General features: G+C 60.4%; 16 protein-coding genes. 10 read left to right on the top strand and 6 right to left on the bottom strand.

The window, feature by feature from the left end:
* The first annotated feature begins 167 nt into the window (after nt 1-167).
* Complete coding sequence (gene aspS / locus AC1DUP_RS12475; RefSeq protein ID WP_113295280.1) at nt 168-1,958, top strand: aspartate--tRNA ligase; 1,791 nt, start codon at nt 168-170, stop codon at nt 1,956-1,958.
* A gap of 66 nt (nt 1,959-2,024) precedes the next feature.
* On the opposite strand, the gene AC1DUP_RS12470 is transcribed toward aspS, so the two are convergent.
* Nucleotides 2,025-3,215 (bottom strand): hypothetical protein, encoded by a 1,191-nt coding sequence (locus tag AC1DUP_RS12470; RefSeq protein ID WP_477832795.1) that lies wholly within the window; start codon nt 3,213-3,215, stop codon nt 2,025-2,027.
* A gap of 225 nt (nt 3,216-3,440) precedes the next feature.
* On the opposite strand from AC1DUP_RS12470, the gene parC reads away from it, so the two are divergent.
* Nucleotides 3,441-5,696, top strand: coding sequence for a DNA topoisomerase IV subunit A (parC, locus tag AC1DUP_RS12465; RefSeq protein WP_477832794.1), 2,256 nt, complete (start codon nt 3,441-3,443; stop codon nt 5,694-5,696).
* Nucleotides 5,697-5,889: 193 nt separating this feature from the next.
* Entirely contained in the window at nt 5,890-6,387 is a 498-nt protein-coding gene (locus tag AC1DUP_RS12460) for an SRPBCC family protein (protein ID WP_477832793.1), read from the top strand.
* 9 nt (nt 6,388-6,396) lie between these two features.
* Here the strand turns inward: AC1DUP_RS12460 and AC1DUP_RS12455 are convergent, their stop codons facing one another.
* The 4 genes from AC1DUP_RS12455 to hemB all read right to left on the bottom strand — a co-directional run bounded on the left by AC1DUP_RS12455 (nt 6,397) and on the right by hemB (nt 9,795).
* Nucleotides 6,397-7,275: a DMT family transporter gene (locus tag AC1DUP_RS12455; RefSeq protein ID WP_477832792.1), complete on the bottom strand. Its 879-nt coding sequence runs from the start codon at nt 7,273-7,275 to the stop codon at nt 6,397-6,399.
* Nucleotides 7,275-8,051, bottom strand: a complete 777-nt coding sequence (locus AC1DUP_RS12450) for an arginyltransferase (protein WP_477832791.1) — start codon at nt 8,049-8,051, stop codon at nt 7,275-7,277. Before AC1DUP_RS12450 ends, AC1DUP_RS12455 begins: the two co-directional genes overlap by 1 nt.
* A 198-nt stretch (nt 8,052-8,249) precedes the next feature.
* Nucleotides 8,250-8,708 (bottom strand): RDD family protein, encoded by a 459-nt coding sequence (locus AC1DUP_RS12445; protein WP_113295286.1) that lies wholly within the window; start codon nt 8,706-8,708, stop codon nt 8,250-8,252.
* Between the two features lie 73 nt (nt 8,709-8,781).
* The gene (gene hemB, locus AC1DUP_RS12440) at nt 8,782-9,795 is read right to left on the bottom strand and encodes a porphobilinogen synthase (protein ID WP_477832790.1); all 1,014 of its coding nucleotides are present in this window, start codon (nt 9,793-9,795) and stop codon (nt 8,782-8,784) included.
* A 135-nt stretch (nt 9,796-9,930) separates the two neighbouring features.
* On the opposite strand from hemB, the gene AC1DUP_RS12435 reads away from it, so the two are divergent.
* The 7 genes from AC1DUP_RS12435 (at nt 9,931) to AC1DUP_RS12405 (ending at nt 16,758) form a co-directional block, all read left to right on the top strand.
* The gene (locus AC1DUP_RS12435) at nt 9,931-10,368 is read left to right on the top strand and encodes a DUF6163 family protein (RefSeq protein ID WP_113308432.1); all 438 of its coding nucleotides are present in this window, start codon (nt 9,931-9,933) and stop codon (nt 10,366-10,368) included.
* A gap of 128 nt (nt 10,369-10,496) precedes the next feature.
* On the top strand, nt 10,497-11,009 hold the full coding sequence (ldtR, locus tag AC1DUP_RS12430; protein ID WP_113295289.1) for a transcriptional regulator LdtR: 513 nt from the start codon (nt 10,497-10,499) through the stop codon (nt 11,007-11,009).
* A 439-nt stretch (nt 11,010-11,448) separates the two neighbouring features.
* Complete coding sequence (locus AC1DUP_RS12425) at nt 11,449-12,750, top strand: L,D-transpeptidase family protein (protein ID WP_477832789.1); 1,302 nt, start codon at nt 11,449-11,451, stop codon at nt 12,748-12,750.
* A gap of 180 nt (nt 12,751-12,930) precedes the next feature.
* Nucleotides 12,931-14,229 carry a serine hydroxymethyltransferase gene (glyA, locus tag AC1DUP_RS12420; protein WP_113295293.1) on the top strand — a complete coding sequence of 433 codons (1,299 nt, stop codon included), beginning with the start codon at nt 12,931-12,933 and terminating at the stop codon, nt 14,227-14,229.
* A gap of 110 nt (nt 14,230-14,339) precedes the next feature.
* A complete protein-coding gene (gene nrdR, locus AC1DUP_RS12415) occupies nt 14,340-14,816 on the top strand; it encodes a transcriptional regulator NrdR (protein WP_113295294.1) in 477 nt (158 codons plus the stop codon).
* Nucleotides 14,817-14,818: 2 nt separating this feature from the next.
* The gene (gene ribD, locus AC1DUP_RS12410) at nt 14,819-16,138 is read left to right on the top strand and encodes a bifunctional diaminohydroxyphosphoribosylaminopyrimidine deaminase/5-amino-6-(5-phosphoribosylamino)uracil reductase RibD (protein WP_477832788.1); all 1,320 of its coding nucleotides are present in this window, start codon (nt 14,819-14,821) and stop codon (nt 16,136-16,138) included.
* Complete coding sequence (locus AC1DUP_RS12405) at nt 16,138-16,758, top strand: riboflavin synthase (RefSeq protein WP_477832787.1); 621 nt, start codon at nt 16,138-16,140, stop codon at nt 16,756-16,758. The genes ribD and AC1DUP_RS12405 overlap by 1 nt, the downstream gene beginning before the upstream one ends.
* Here AC1DUP_RS12405 and AC1DUP_RS12400 read toward each other — a convergent pair.
* Complete coding sequence (locus tag AC1DUP_RS12400; protein ID WP_113295297.1) at nt 16,739-17,254, bottom strand: GNAT family N-acetyltransferase; 516 nt, start codon at nt 17,252-17,254, stop codon at nt 16,739-16,741. The two genes, AC1DUP_RS12405 and AC1DUP_RS12400, sit on opposite strands and share 20 nt — an antisense overlap.
* Nucleotides 17,255-17,295: the final 41 nt, after the last annotated feature.

Here is a 17,295-nt window from a genome sequence, read left to right as displayed (position 1 = left end):
CAGCGGGAGCCCCCAACTCCTTCGGAAACGAGGGAGCAAACGGCCCGTAGGCTGCGCCAAGTCTTGACAAATCAGAGCGTCCATGCGCTTTTCCGCCCGATTTTCTTGTCGGCGCCGCAGGTCTCGGCCATGCCGCCGTCTTAAGCCAAATGCCAGGAATTGAGATCATGCACCGCTACCGCAGCCACACATGCGCCGCTCTTCGCAAGTCGGACGTCGGCTCGAATGTCCGTATTTCCGGCTGGGTCCATCGTGTTCGAGATCATGGCGGCTTGCTGTTCATCGACCTTCGCGACCACTACGGCACGACGCAGATCGTTGCCGACCCGGATTCGCCTGCCTTCAAACAGGCAGAGACCGTTCGCGGCGAATGGGTCATCCGCATCGACGGCCTGGTGAAGGCCCGCACAGAAGATACCGTCAACAAGAACATGCCGACCGGCGAAATCGAGCTATACGCGCAGGAGATCGAAGTCCTCTCCGCCGCCAAGGAACTGCCGCTGCCGGTCTTCGGCGAGCCGGACTATCCGGAAGACGTTCGCCTCAAGTACCGCTTCCTCGATCTTCGCCGCGAAACGCTGCACAAGAACATCGTCAAGCGCACGCAGGTGATTTCCGCCATGCGCCGCGAAATGGGCAATGTCGGCTTCACCGAATATACGACGCCGATCCTGACGGCGTCTTCGCCGGAAGGCGCGCGCGACTTCCTCGTGCCGAGCCGTATCCATCCCGGCACTTTCTACGCGCTGCCGCAGGCCCCGCAGCAGTACAAGCAGCTGCTGATGGTCGCCGGTTTCGACCGCTACTTCCAGATCGCGCCCTGCTTCCGCGACGAAGACCCGCGCGCAGACCGCCTGCCGGGCGAATTCTACCAGCTCGACCTGGAAATGAGCTTCGTAGAGCAGGAGGACGTCTGGGACACGATGGGTCCGCTGATGACCTCGATCTTTGAGGAATTCGCGGAAGGCAAGCCGGTCACCAAGGAATGGCCGCGTATCCCCTATGACGAAGCGATCCGCAAGTATGGCTCCGATAAGCCGGACCTGCGCAACCCGATCGTCATGCAGGCCGTGACCGAGCATTTCGCCGGCTCCGGCTTCAAGGTTTTCGCAGGTATGATCGCCTCCAACCCGAAGGTCGAGATCTGGGCTATTCCGGCCAAGACCGGCGGCTCCAGAGCCTTCTGCGACCGTATGAACGCCTGGGCGCAATCGACGGGCCAGCCAGGCCTCGGCTATATCTTCTGGCGCAAGGAAGGTGACAAGCTCGAGGGCGCAGGTCCGCTTGCCAAGAACATCGGCGAGGAGCGTACCGACGCGATCCGCACGCAGCTCGGCCTCGATGATGGCGACGCCTGCTTCTTCGTTGCCGGCGATCCCGCCAAATTCTACAAGTTTGCCGGTGAAGCACGCACCAAGGCTGGCGAGGAGCTTAACCTTGTCGACCGCGACCGCTTCGAACTGTGCTGGATTGTCGACTTCCCGTTCTTCGAATGGAGCGAGGAAGAGAAGAAGGTCGATTTCGCCCACAACCCGTTCTCGATGCCGCAGGGCGGCCTCGATGCGCTCACGAACCAGGATCCGTTGACGATCAAGGCGTTCCAGTACGATGCCGTCTGCAACGGTTTCGAAATCGCCTCGGGCTCGATCCGTAACCAGTCGCCGGAAACCATGGTTGCCGCCTTCGAAAAGGTCGGTCTCAGCCAGCAGGACGTCGAGGACCGTTTCGGTGGCCTCTACCGCGCCTTCCAGTATGGAGCGCCTCCGCATGGCGGTGCAGCCTTCGGTATCGACCGTATCGTCATGCTGCTCGTCGGCGCGAAGAACCTGCGCGAGATTTCGCTCTTCCCGATGAACCAGCAGGCTCAGGACCTCTTGATGGGCGCGCCGACCCCGGCAACGCCCGCTCAGCTGCGCGAACTGGCGATCCGCCCGATCCCGCCGCAGAAGAAAGACTGAAGCGGTCGCTCAACAAAAAAAGCCCGGCGATATTTCGCCGGGCTTTTTTGTTGGCTGGAACCGAATTTAGTCGTTCGCCGAAACTTTCACGCCGAGCATCTGCGGCACCGTGTTCGGTGCGCCCATGGCCGCGCCGACGATCATCGGGAAGGCGACTGGCTTGTCGGGTGTGGCCTTCACGGTCAGGCTCTTCGGATTGTCGAGGAAGCTGCTGACGGCAGCTGCGATCGCATTCTGCAGTTCCGGAATGTTGAGCTGCGCGAGCATGATCGGCGCCATGGCCTTCAGCGAATCCGCCATCTGCTGTCCGGAGACGTTCTGCTTCGAGCCGGCATAATCCAGCGCGCGCTTGGTAATCGATGCATCCTCGAAACGGATCTGGGCGGAATCGAAGGTTAGCTGCTGGGCAAGACCGAGCATTGCGAGGCCGAGCGCCTGCTGTGCTTCTTCCTTGTTCGGGTTGGCCTCGGACTGTGTAATTGCGTCTTGCATCGACTTCACGAACGCCATCGTATAACCGGAGATTTTGAAGCCAAAATTCAGCTTGCCGATATTGGTGAAGTCGAACGAAAGTTCGGAGAGATCGATCGTGCCGGGCTCGAGATCCCAGCCGCCCTTGATGGAGACGTCACCCTGGACATGCTGCAGGGCGAGCTTCTCGATAGCTTCCTTGCTCGCCGGATCATCGCCGGCCTGGCTGAGATCGGCCTTCAGGCTCTTGAACGCGCCGTCGAAATCGAAGCCGGATTCATCTTCTCGCAGAACAGCGTTCATGTCGCTTTCGAGCACGGAGAACACTTCTGTGCCATCCTTGACCACCTTGATCGCGCCGGTATGGCCGCTCTCGGCAAACAGCATCGAATCGATGGTATCGCCGGGCTGGGCGGGAACGGAAATGCCGCCAAGCGTCAGTTCCACGGCGCTCACCGTTACGCCGTCCTTGGACGAGTTGATGTCGGGGAATGCTGCCTCTTCGATATAGTAGCTGCCGTCATCCTGCTCTTCCACGCCTGACAGCGTGACCTCGCCGATGGAGACCGCTTCGCCGCCGGCCGGCTTGACGCTGAAGTTCTTGAGCGTGACGGTCGTGCCGTCGATATCGACGCCGTCTGCGGCGATGACCATCCCGCCCTGTTGGCTATAGGCAGCATTGATCTTCTTCAGGAGGTCGTCGCCGTCGAGCGCGAAAGCGGAGCTCGCGAATGAAAGGATGGCTGCGCTCGACAGCATCAGCCGCGTTGTGCGGTAAAAAGTCATGAGAAGGCCCCCTGATGGCGTGCGCCGTTGAATATTGCAATGAAGCTACTGCGTAACGGTCGGCTTATATTTGCAGACCCCTAAATTTCTGTTGAAAGGATCAGCAAACAAAGTCCAAATTCAGGCGATACTTTTGTTGCTTTTCATGTCAGCAGGACGACGTCATCCACAGCCGGAATGCCCGGATTCCTTGCCCCTCAAGGGTTTCTGAGCTAGTCAGGACCTATGGGACAAGAGATTTTACCGCCTTCTGGCGGAGACGGCGACAATATTCAACCAGTCGACCTGAAGGCGGCGCTCGAAGAGCGCTACCTTCGCTATGCGTTGTCGACTATCATGCATCGTGCGCTGCCGGACGTGCGTGACGGCCTGAAGCCGGTTCATCGCCGCATCGTCTATGCGATGCACGACATGGGTCTGCGGCCGAATGCGGCCTTCAGGAAATGCGCAAAGATCGTCGGCGAAGTGATGGGTAATTACCACCCGCACGGCGACCAGTCGATTTATGATGCGCTGGCACGCCTGGCGCAGGATTTTTCGCAGCGCTACACGCTGGTGAACGGGCAGGGCAACTTCGGCAATATCGACGGCGATAGTCCCGCCGCCATGCGATACACCGAATCGAAGATGACCGCGGTCTCCGAGTTGCTGCTCGAAGGTATCGACCAGGATGCCGTCGATTTCCGTGATACCTACGACGAATCCAATTCCGAGCCGATCGTTCTTCCCGGCGCCTTCCCGAACCTTCTGGCGAACGGTTCCTCGGGCATCGCAGTCGGCATGGCGACATCCATTCCCTCGCACAATGTGCATGAGATCTGCGATGCCGCACTGCACCTGATCAAGCATCCCGATGCCACGATCGAGAAGCTCGTCGAATTCATCCCCGGCCCGGATTTCCCGACGGGCGGCATCATCATCGATAATAAAGAAAGCATCATCGAGAGCTACCGCACCGGCCGCGGCGGTTTTCGCGTGCGTGCGAAATGGGAGACGGAAGATCTCGGCCGCGGTGGCTACCAGATCATCGTCACCGAAATTCCTTTCCAGGTGCAGAAGTCACGCCTGATCGAAAAGATCGCCGAGCTGTTGATCGCCCGCAAGCTGCCGCTGCTGGAAGATATCAGGGACGAATCGGCCGAGGATATCCGCGTCGTGCTGGTGCCGAAGAGCCGCACCGTCGATCCGACCATTCTCATGGAATCCATGTTCAAGCTGACGGAGCTTGAAAGCCGTTTCCCGCTGAACATGAACGTCCTGTCGATGGGCGTGATCCCGCGCGTCATGGCGCTGAACGAAGTGCTCAAGGAATGGCTGGCACACCGTCGCGACGTTCTGCAGCGCCGCTCGCGTTTCCGTCTTGCCGCCATCGACAGGCGCCTCGAAATCCTCGGTGGCTTGCTGGTTGCCTACCTCAACATCGATGAGGTGATCCGCATCATCCGCGAGGAGGATGAGCCCAAGCCGGTGATGATGGCCCGCTGGGACCTGACGGACAACCAGGTCGAGGCGATCCTCAACATGCGGCTGCGTGCCCTGCGCAAGCTCGAAGAATTCGAGATCCGCAAGGAACACGACGAACTCACCAGGGAAAAGACCGATATCGAAGCGCTGCTCGCCTCCGACGAGAAGCAGTGGCAGACGGTCGCCTGGGAAATCGGTGAGGTGAAGAAGAAATTCGCCAAGGCCACAGAGGTCGGCCGTCGCCGCACGCAGTTTGCCGAAGCCCCTGATGCTGACGAGGAAGCCATTCAGCACGCGATGATCGAGAAGGAACCGATCACCGTCGTCGTCTCGGACAAGGGCTGGATCCGCGCTCTGAAAGGCCACATCTCCGATACTTCGACCCTGACCTTCAAGGAAAGTGACGGCCTGAAGGTGGCCTTCCCGGCACAGACGACGGACAAGATCCTGATCGTCACGACCGGTGGCAAGGTCTTCACGCTCGGCGGCGACAAGCTGCCCGGCGGCCGCGGCCACGGCGAACCTTTGCGTATCATGATCGACATGGAAAACGATCAGGATGTTCTGACCGCCTTCGTCCACGATCAGACGCGCAAGATGCTGATCGTCTCCACGGAAGGAAATGGTTTCGTGGTTCCGGAAACGGAAATGGTCGCCAATACCCGCAAGGGCAAGCAGATCATGAACGTCTCGATGCCGCACGAGACCAAGCTTCTCGTTCCGGTGAGCGGCGATCATGTCGCGGTCGTCGGCGAAAACCGCAAGATGCTGGTCTTCCCGCTGAGCCAAGTGCCGGAAATGACGCGTGGCAAGGGCGTGCGCCTGCAGCGCTACAAGGACGGCGGCATTTCTGACGTTCGCTGCTTTGCCATCGCCGATGGCCTGAACTGGGAAGATAGCGCAGGCCGCACTTTCACGAAGAACAAGGACGAGCTTGCCGAATGGCTGGCCGACCGCGCCACCGCCGGCCGCACCGTGCCGAAGGGCTTCCCACGCAGCGGTAAATTCGCCGGCTGATCCCGGAATTTTGATGCTCCGCCCTTGGCAGGCGGAGCAATTCCGCTATCTCAGTCCTGTCACCAAAAAGAAGGGCCAACAAGAAGGGCAACGTCGTTCCGCGGGCGGGCGGGATGGCCATAGCCGTACGCTTGTGAGCGCGCGCGAACAATGGAGGCCCCGACAACGGAGGCCCACCACCGGAGGAACGCCGATGCCTGCCGCCAATACCATCAAACTGCACGTAGCCCACAGTTACAGGGCGCCGCCTGCCACGGTCTATGATGCCTGGCTCAATCCCGAAATCGCCCGCCGCTTTTTATTTGCGACCGATGACGGCCACGTCATTCGCGCCGATATCGATCCGCGCGTCGGCGGCCGGTTCTTCATCGTCGACCGCCGCCCGACCGGCGACGCCTTTCATCACGGCGTATTCCTGGAATTGAAGCGCCCCAGACACATCGTCTTCTGCTTTTCGGTCGAGGAGCACGACCACAATTGCGATCGCGTCGAAATCGATATCGAACCGCTCGGCAGCGGCAGTCGCCTGACCCTCACGCATGAAATGTGCGCCGAATGGGCGGAATATGAGGAAAAGACCCGCCAGGGCTGGACGCATATTGTCGAAGGGCTGGATCGAGAACTGGAGCTTTCCACTGGTCCGAAGCGATCGAACTCCGAGGCAGGTCAGTCCGCCGGTGCTATGGTGTGAGCGGGCCGATCAAGCGGACTGAACGCTCTTGCCTTTCGCCATCCAGACGGAATGGGCGGCAATCGCTGCAACCAGTATCGCGCCGCCGATGAGCGTCATGGTAGCGGGCGTTTCGGCGAAGATCATCCAGACCCAGATCGGCGCAAGCACTGTCTCCAAGAGATAAAACATGCCGACCTCGGGCGCGGAGAGGTAACGCGGTCCCGTCGCCAGGCACCAGAAGGCGACTGGCATCAGGATGGCACCATTGAAGAGGATCCAGCCGGGATGGGCGATTGACAGCCCGGATGGCAGGATCTGTGTTAGGCCGAGTGCTGCCGGCAGGATGGCGGCAAGCAGTGGCACGAAGCCCATCTCCCGGCGCGAGGCACGCCCAACTGTGATGGCTGCGGCGAGGATAAGCGCGCTGAGCAGCGCCATGGCGTCCCCGAAGACGTGGCCGCTCAAAAGTCCTTCGTTCACGATCAGTCCGACGCCGAAGATCATGAACAGCATGGCGATTAGCGTCGCCGGCTGTGGCCTCTCCTTTAGGAACAGCCAGGAAAGTAATGCCCCGAACATCGGGTTGAAAGCGACGATGAAGACAACATTGGCCGTGGCCGTATTGAAGACCGCCAGCACGAAGGTGAGGGAGGAGATGCCGTAGAGCAGACCGGCCACCACACCGGGCCGTCCCGGAATGAGCACCGGCCACTTGCCGGAGAAAAGGCGGATACCGATCAGGATGATGAGCGCGGCGAGAACCGTGGCCACGCTTCGCATGCCGAGGATCGACCATATATCGCCCTCGGCAAGACGGACGAGCGGAATGTCCATGGAAAGTGCCAGACCGCCGATTGCCGTCAGCAGCAGGCCTTTCCGGTGATCGGAAAGGTGGGCAAGGGGCATCAGTCCTGCGGATCGTCCTGGAGAGAAGAGGGATCGAATCGTTCCCAACCGCGCGGGGTCAGATGCTCCTGCGGCTGGAAGCGTGTCTTGTAATCCATCTTCCGCGACCCTTGAACCCAGTAGCCGAGATAGACATGCGGCAGGCCGAGCGCTCTCGTGCGGCGCACATGATCGAGGATCATGAAGGTTCCGAGCGAGCGCCGGTCGAGATCCGGATTGAAGTAGGAATAGACCATCGAAAGGCCGTCGCTCATCGTATCGGTCAGGGCGGCGGCGAGCAGTTCACCCTTCGGTCGCGTCTCCAGCCCTGAACCTTCCTCGCGTCGGCGATACTCGATGATCTTGGTGTTTACATGCGTGTCTTCCACCATGATCGCATARTCGAGCACGGTCATGTCGGACATGCCGCCCTGCTGGTGGCGAAAATCGAGATAACGGCGGAACAGGGAATATTGCTCGCTCGACGGCTGGGCCGGAAATTCCGTGGCGATTATATCGGAATTGCTCGTCAGTACCCGCTTCATTGATTTGGTGGGCTCGAATTCCTGCGCCAGGATGCGTACGGACACGCATGCGCGGCAAGCCTCGCAGGCGGGACGATAAGCGATGTTCTGCGAGCGGCGGAAACCGCCCTGGGTCAGGATATCGTTCATCTCCGCCGCACGGGGGCCGACGAGATGAGTGAAGACCTTGCGCTCCATCTCATGCGGCAGATACGGACAGGTAGCCGGAGCCGTCAGATAAAACTGAGGGGATGGCGTGGTCTGCGTATTCATCTCTCGCGGAGATTTCCTTTCGGGGCGCCTGTCGATGCGGACAGCATGACGCAAGAATAAAAAACGTCAACAGCACGGCATTCAGTGCCGCGCAATCGAATATTCGATTTCTTGGATATGGCGTCCTTTTATGGCCGGCAAAGGGCGGGCGGAGACTTTATTTCGTCCCCGCCGGGACTGAATCAGTTGGTACGGACATCAGTTGGTACGGACAGTCGCCGTGCCGACGAGGAAATCGTGCAGCAGGCGCGAGCGCTCCGTGAACAGGCCGACCAGCAGAATGAGAGGCGTCAGCACCGAGTTCAGGATCCAGAATAGCGCCAGGTGAACAATCGCCGTCAGGAAGTCCATCTGCCGCCCGTCGACGCGCACGATCGCGATGCCCATCGCGCGCATGCCGAGGGAGGCCTGTAACGGACCGCCGACACTCAGGCCGAAGTAGATGCCCGCGACGATGACGAACAGCGCCGGATAAAGAAAGAAGCCGAGCCCCAGTGTCACGATTCCCAGGAAGAACACCACGATCGCCGCCGGAATGCAGAGCAGGGCGACGATGACATAGTCGAGGATGAAAGCGAGGACGCGACGGCTCAGCACACCGCTATAGGCGCGCCAGTCCTCCGGTGCGGCATAAAGCGGGTTGGGATCGTAGCTCATCCATATCTCCCTTCGAAAAACGATGCCGCTGATATGGTATCGTCAGGGGGAAATACAATAATTCGCCCCAAAATCACCTTTTGGCGAGGATTTTCGCCACTTCCGGCGCAAAATAAGTGAGGATGCCGTCGCAGCCGGCGCGCTTGAAGGCGAGCAGCGTCTCCATCATGATCCGCTCGCCATCGATCCAGCCGTTCATCGCCGCGGCCTTGATCTGCGAATATTCGCCCGAGACCTGATAGGCGAAAGTCGGCAGGCCGAAGGCCTCCTTCACGCGCCAGCAGATGTCGATATAGGCGAGCCCTGGCTTGACCATCAGCATGTCGGCGCCTTCCTCGACATCGAGGGCGGCATCGCGGATCGCTTCGGTGCCGTTGGCTGGATTGATATAGTAGCTGTTCTTGTCGCCCTTCAGCAGACCCTTGGTGTTGATCGCCTCGCGATAGGGACCGTAGAAGCCGGAGGAGAACTTCGTCGCATAGGACATGATGCCGACGCTCTGATGCCCGGCGGCATCGAGCCCGCGGCGGATCGCGCCGATACGTCCGTCCATCATTTCCGAGGGAGCGATGATGTCGGCGCCGGCCTCGGCCTGCAGGATCGCGGCCCGGACGACCTGATCGACCGTCTCGTCATTGACGATCTCGCCGTCGCGCAGGATGCCGTCATGCCCGTGGCTGGTGAATGGGTCGAGCGCCACATCGGTAATAATGCCAATATTAGGCACCGCCTTTTTGATGGCCGCCGTCGTCTGATTGATGAGGTTATTGGCAACCAGGCTGTTGGAGCCCGTTTCGTCGCGCAATTCCATCTCGATATCAGGGAAGGTGGCAAGCGCCGGGATGCCGAGATCGGCCGCTTCCCTGGCCGCCTCGACCGCCTTGTCGACGCTCATGCGGTTGACACCGGGCATGGCAGCTATCGGATCGACGATGCCGGTTCCCGGAACGATGAAGATCGGCCAGATCAGATCGTCAACCGTCAGGCGGTTTTCCTGCACCAGCCGGCGCGTCCAGTCCGCCTTGCGGTTGCGCCGCATGCGGCGGTGACCGGTGATTTCATCGACGAGATGCGTCTTGTCCTGCATGATATCTGTCCCTGGGCCATTCCATTTATCGGAGCGGTCATTATCATGCGCCCCGGGAAATCCAAACCGGACGATTGGCCGCGGCGGATGAAACCCGAAAAATCGAAGCCGCGACTTGGAACGTGAGGTCTCGCCATGGAAACCGATTCTCCGACGATACCGAAACGGACGCTGACGGATATCCTCTTTATCTTCTTCCTGCGGCTCGTCGCCGTTTCCTGTTTCTGGTTCGGCCTGCAATATTGGGCGATGCTCGTCGGCTACTCGCTGGTCGGCGCCGGCCGCTTCGATCTGTTGAGCCTGCCATGGAAGGTCGCCAGCACCTGCCTTGCCGTTCTTTTCCCTGTCGCCTCGCTCGGCCTCTGGCTTACAGTTTCCTGGGGACCGGTGATCTGGGTGCTTGCCGCCGGCGGCCAGATCCTCATGTACGGCCTGCTTCCGCAGACCTTCGGGGCCAACCAGCTGATCATCCTGCTCCATGTGATCGTGGCGGTCATCTACTGGATTTTCAGGCTTTCCCTGTGGCTGGAGCGACGCCGCCAGCGTCGCCAGGTAAGCGTTGATTTACCCTGATACAGCAAGAGGTTTTCGTAAGCCTCTGTTAAGCCTGCGGTTTAAGTCGAATTTTATATGTATTCGATAGGGTCTCACTCAAGGCGGGAAGAAAACGACACCGCCAAACAAAACAGTGAGGCAGTCAAATGAACACGAAAATCAAGCCGCAGGCGGTATCGACTTTCCATGCACACGAACAGGGCATCCGTGATCTTTACATGGAATCCCTTCACCTTGTTGAACGTCTTCATCGTCGTCTTCTCGACGTGATCAAGGACGAGTTCGACCGTCAGGGCCGCAGTGACGTCAACGCCATCCAGGCGCTCCTGCTTTTCAACATCGGCAATTCCGAGCTGACCGCCGGCGAACTGCGTTCGCGCGGCTACTATCTCGGCTCGAACGTCTCCTACAACGTCAAGAAGCTGGTCGACCTCGGCTTCATCAACCACCAACGCTCGCGCATCGACCGCCGCTCGGTCCGCATCAGCCTGACCGAAACCGGCCAGGACATCGCCGAAACGGTCGCCAAACTCTACGAACGCCACATCGCCTCGATCGATAAGGTCGGCGGCATCGGCACGGATGAGTTTACCCAGATGAACAAGCTCCTGCAGCGGCTGGATCGCTTCTGGAACGATCAGATCCTGTATCGCCTCTGAGACCCGAGACCTCCTTTCAGGGTTGACGAAAACCGGATGCGTTCCCTGCGCGTCCGGTTTTGCCGTTCGCCTTTGCGTGGCATCTTTGCAACGCATGCCACCCAAGCGCAAAGCCCGGTATTCAAGCCGTTTTTTAGTCGTTATTAACCGGCACGGTTTACCCGTCATATGGTTCGTGGCATGCGGTTCCCGGCAACCGGCAGTCTGTCTTCCGGCCCGGCAACACGAATTGGCCATATTGATGTGACAGCGGAATATTCGATAGCCGGCGTCCTCGATGAACCATTGGCACCATCCAGGTTGCTCGCAATCTTGTGATGGGACTGGCGGAATTTCCTGCTGCGCCGGAAGAACGAACGGATAGGGATCTGCGTTAAAGCGCGGTGATATCGCAAATGGCTGCGGCTTCCTCCACCGCGGCATTGAGTGGTTGGGACGAATGTCTAAGAAGAACGGAATTGAAGCTCTCTCCCGCCGCGCCTTCCTGGCGTCGGCGGCAACGGTTGGTGCCAGCGCGCTTGCCGGACCCGCATTCGCGCAATCGGCGCTTGATGGGCTCCTGAATGCCCCCAAACGCGGTAACTGGGATGACCAGTTCGATGCCAAGGCCGCCTCGCGCACGGCGACTGCCGTTCTCTCCAATACTCCGATCCTCAGCCCGCAGTCGGTGCCGAGCACCCAGCAGGCGATCATGCAGTATCAGCAGATCGCTTCCGCCGGCGGCTGGCCTGAGGTCAATCCTGGCGATCAGCGCCTGCAGCTCGGCGTTAGCTCCCCCACCGTCCAGGCGCTGCGCCAGCGTCTCGCGATCACCGGCGATCTGCCGCGCGAAGCCGGCCTGTCCAACGCTTTCGATTCCTATGTCGACGGCGCCGTCAAGCGCTTCCAGGCCCGTCACGGCTTGCCCGCCGATGGTGTGCTCGGCGAATTCACGCTGAAGGCGATGAACATTCCCGCCGATGTGCGCCTGCAGCAGTTGAACACCAACCTCATTCGCCTGCAGACCTTCCCGGAAGACCTGGGCCGCCGCCACCTGATGGTCAACATTCCGGCTGCCTATGTGGAAGCCGTTGAAGACGGCAGTGTCGCGACGCGCCATACCGCGGTTGTCGGCCGTCTGAGCCGCCCGACGCATCTCGTCAACTCGAAGGTCTACGAGGTCATCCTCAACCCGTACTGGACCGCGCCGCGCTCGATCGTCGAGAAGGACATCGTGCCGCTGATGCGCAAGGATCCGACCTATCTCGAAAAGAACGCCATCCGCCTGATCGACGGCAAGGGCAACGAAGTTCCCCCCGAGACCGTCGACTGGAACGGCGAGGCGCCGAACCTGATGTTCCGTCAGGACCCCGGCAAGATCAACGCCATGGCGTCCACGAAAATCAACTTCTACAACAAGAACGGCGAGTACATGCACGACACGCCGCAGCAGGGCCTGTTCAACAAGCTCATGCGCTTTGAATCGTCGGGCTGCGTGCGCGTCCAGAACGTGCGCGACCTGTCGAACTGGCTGCTGCGTGAAACGCCCGGCTGGAACCGCCAGCAGATGGAGCAGGTGATCGCCAGCGGCACCAACACGCCGATCAAGCTCGCGACCGAAGTTCCTGTTTATTTCGTCTACATCTCGGCCTGGGGCATGCCCGACGGCGTCGTTCAGTTCCGCGACGACATCTACGAGATGGACGGCAATGCCGAACTGGCCCTCGACACCACCTCGGGCATGGAGCAGCCGGTACAGTAAGTCCGGACATCAAACGATCCTCGAAAGCCGCGCCATTTGCGCGGCTTTTTTGTTTCTGCGGCCCGCACTTCAATCAAAGTGATCGCCTCGCGCGCTTAGCCCAGCAAATGTCGTTCTTCGTATTGCCCTCGCATCGGCGGAAGGCTAATACCTTGCCGCATTCCACCGTAGGAGCCCGCCATGACCAATGCTTCCACCGAATCCTTCTTCAATCGCTCGCTTGCGGACGTCGATCCGGAAATCTTTGGCGCGATCGGAAAGGAACTCGGTCGTCAACGGCATGAGATCGAACTGATCGCATCCGAGAACATCGTTTCCCGCGCCGTTCTGGAAGCCCAGGGCTCCATCATGACCAACAAATATGCCGAGGGTTATCCGGGCAAGCGCTACTACGGTGGCTGCCAGTTCGTCGATATCGCCGAGGAATTGGCCATCGAGCGCGCGAAGAAGCTCTTCGGCGTCAATTTTGCCAACGTTCAGCCGAACTCCGGTTCGCAGATGAACCAGGCGGTATTCCTGGCGCTGCTGCAGCCGGGCGATACCTTCATGGGCCTCGACCTGAACTCCGGCGGTCACCTGACGCACGGATCGCCGGTCAACATGTCCGGCAAGTGGTTCAACGTCGTGTCTTACGGTGTGCGCGAAGGCGACAACCTGCTCGATATGGACGAAGTCGAGCGCAAGGCCAAGGAAACCAAGCCGAAGCTGATCATCGCCGGTGGCACCGCCTATTCGCGTATCTGGGACTGGAAGCGCTTCCGCGAGATCGCTGATTCTGTCGGCGCCTACCTGATGGTCGACATGGCCCACATCGCCGGTCTCGTTGCAGGCGGCGTACATCCGTCGCCGTTCCCGCACTGCCATGTTGCGACGACGACGACCCACAAGTCTCTGCGTGGTCCGCGCGGCGGCGTCATCCTGACGAATGACGAGGATTTGGCCAAGAAGTTCAACTCGGCGGTCTTCCCCGGTCTCCAGGGTGGCCCGCTGATGCACATCATCGCCGCCAAGGCTGTCGCATTCGGCGAAGCCCTGCAGCCGGAATTCAAGGATTATGCTGCGCAGATCGTCAAGAACGCCAAGGCGCTCGCCGAAACGCTCATCGCTGGCGGCCTCGATGTCGTCTCCGGCGGCACGGACAACCACCTGATGCTGGTTGACCTGCGCAAGAAGAACGCCACCGGCAAGCGCGCCGAAGCAGCGCTCGGCCGCGCCTACGTCACCTGCAACAAGAATGGGATTCCCTTCGATCCTGAAAAGCCCTTTGTCACCTCGGGTGTGCGCCTCGGCGCTCCGGCCGGCACGACGCGCGGCTTCAAGGAAGCGGAATTCCGCGAAATCGGTAACCTCATCGTCGAGGTTCTCGATGGCCTGAAGGTTGCTAATTCCGACGAGGGCAATGCCGCCGTCGAGGCTGCCGTCCGCGGCAAGGTGGTGAACCTGACCGATCGCTTCCCCATGTATGATTACATGGGCTAGAGCGCCGTGCGCCCGTTCGGGCGCACGAAGGACGCTCTAACTCTTTGAATCTACGCATCAGGCTTTCCGAAAATCGATTTCGATTTTCGGGCCGATGCTAAGGAGAAGGCATGCGCTGCCCCTATTGCGGTTCGGAAGACACTCAGGTCAAGGATTCACGCCCGGCGGAGGATAACACCTCCATCCGCCGGCGCCGCATCTGCCCGGATTGCGGCGGCCGCTTCACGACCTTCGAGCGCGTGCAGTTGCGCGAACTGATGGTCACCAAGAAGACCGGCAGGAAAGTTCCCTTCGACCGTGATAAGCTGGTCAGGTCCTTCGATGTGGCATTGCGCAAGCGTCCGGTCGATCGCGATCGCATCGAGCGCGCTGTCTCCGGCATCGTGCGCCGGCTGGAAAGCTCGGGCGAGACGGAAATCTCCTCCGAACAGATCGGCCTGCAGGTTCTCGAAGCCATGAAGAGCCTCGATGATGTCGGCTTCGTCCGCTACGCTTCGGTCTATCGCGATTTCTCGCATGCCGAGGATTTCGAAAAACTGATCGCCGAGATCAACGCCAAGATCGGCCGCGATCCGCTGGACGTCTGACCATGGGCGAGGGGATCGCGCAGCCTGAGGATGAACGCTTCATGGCAGCCGCGATCCGCCTGTCGCGCTGGCATACGGGGCAGACTTCCACGAACCCATCCGTCGGCTGCGTCATCGTTCGCGATGGCGTGATCGTCGGCCGTGCCGTGACCGCGCTCGGCGGCCGCCCGCATGCCGAGCCGCAGGCGCTGGCCGAAGCCGGCGAACTCGCCCGCGGTGCGACGGCCTATGTCACGCTTGAACCGTGCTCGCATCACGGCAAGACACCGCCCTGCGCCGAGGCCCTGATCGCCTATGGCGTCGGCCGCGTCGTCATCAGTGTCACCGATCCTGATGTCAGAGTGTCCGGCCGCGGCATTGCCATGCTGCGCGATGCCGGCATCGAGGTGACGTCGGGCGTGCTGGAGGAAGAGAGCAGGCAGTCCCTGTCAGGCTATCTCACCCGCCAGACGAAGAACCGCCCCTATGTGACTCTCAAACTTGCCGTTTCAGCCGATGGCATGATCGGCCGCGAGGGGGTAGGGCAGGTGGCGATCACTGGCCCGGAAGCCCGCGCCCAGGTGCAGGCGCTGCGCGCCGAAACCGATGCGATCCTCGTTGGCATCGGCACCGCGATTGCTGACGATCCGTTGCTGACGGTGCGTGCGCCCGGGCTTGAAACGCAATCGCCTGTTCGTATCGTGCTTGATCCCACTCTTTCGCTGCCGCTGACGAGCAAGCTTGTCGAGACGGCGCGGGAGGTGCCGGTCATCGTTGTGGCGAGTGAAGAGGTTTCACCGCTAGGGTCGGAGGCGGATGGGACACCTCCCTCTGTCCTGCCGGACATCTCCCCCACTAACGGGGAGATCGGCAAGGCGCTTGCTCCGAATTCCCAAGATGGTCGCTCGTCACCCGCAACGGAAAATGTGGGGCAGGGAGCCAGCCCCCAGCCAATCTCCCCCCTTGTGGGGGAGATGTCCGGCAGGATAGAGGGGGGTAACACACCCACCGACCCCACCGAGATGGACTCCCGCCGCGCAGCACTCGAAGCAGCCGGCGTCGAGATCCTCTACTGCAATCCCTATCACCCGGAAGTCCTGCTGCCGGCGCTTGCCACACGCGGCATCTCCTCGCTCTTGGTCGAAGGCGGCGCGAAAACCGCGAGGCTTTTCCTGGAAGCCGGTCTCGTCGATCGTATCCAGCTTTATCAGGCGCCTCTCGTCATCGGCGAGGGCGGTATTGAATCTCCGTTGCAGGCAACCGACATACCATCCGGCTTCGCCCACAGGGGCACTTATATATTCGGCGCGGATCGCCTGGACGAATACGAAAGAGAGAATTGATGTTCACCGGAATTGTTACCGATATCGGCACGATCGAATCCGTTTCGTCGTTGAAGGAAGGCATCAAGCTTCGCGTCGCGACGAATTACGATCCGGCGACCATCGATATGGGCGCTTCCATTTCCCATTCCGGCATCTGCCTTACGGTGACCGGCCTGCCGCAGGACGGCAGCAACGGCCGCTGGTTCGAGGTCGAAGCGTGGGAGGAGGCACTGCGGCTCACCACTGTTTCCACCTGGCAGGCGGGCAGCCATATCAATCTCGAACGTTCGCTGAAGATCGGCGACGAGCTGGGCGGCCACATCGTCTCCGGCCATGTCGATGGCAAGGCCGAGATCCTGTCGGTCACGGAGGAAGGCGATGCCACCCGCTTCCGTCTGCGCGCGCCTTTCCATCTCGCGAAATTCGTGGCACCCAAGGGTTCGATTGCGCTCGACGGCACGTCGCTAACCGTGAATGCCGTCGATGGTACGGATTTCGACGTGCTGTTGATCCGCCACACGCTTGAGGTCACCACCTGGGGCGAACGCAGGGCAGGCGACTTCGTCAACTTCGAGGTCGACACGATGGCGCGTTATGCCGCCCGTCTTGCCGAATTCCCTAGCGCAAAAACTGAATGACCGGACCGCTATAGTCCGTCCGCGCTGTTTCCCTGAAGCCGAGCTTCTCGGCTACTTTCAGGGAAGGGGAATTGTCCGGGCTGATGATGCAGCTCATCGGTCGTCCCGGAAACTGCTTCTCGCCCCAGCCGATGATTGCCTTCAGCGCTTCTGTGGCATAACCCTTGCCGTGCGCGGAAGGCAGCAACGCCCAACCCACCTCCATCGTGCCTTCGATCGACGGCTGCATGTCCCGTTTGGCTTCGAGAAAACCCGCTTCGCCGATGAAACGGCCGCTTTCTTTCGCCTCGATCGCGAAGAAGCCGAAGCCCATATAGTGCCACATGCCGGCAAGGCGCAGCATGCGCGACCAGCTCTGCTCGCGGGTGGAAGGAACGCCGCTGATGAAACGCACGACGTCCTCGTTTCGCCAAAGATCGTAATGAGCATCGAAATCATCGATGTGGTGAGGGCGTAACACGAGCCGCTCGGTCTCCAAGGTCGGAATATCGATCATGATGAGAATGCTTTGAACAAATTGTCGAGAGGTGGCCGAGG

It is taken from the genome of Rhizobium sp. 01L419 (assembly GCF_056400025.1).
The sequence above is the reverse complement of the archived record's forward strand: the minus strand, read 5'-3'. Positions and strand labels throughout refer to the sequence as shown.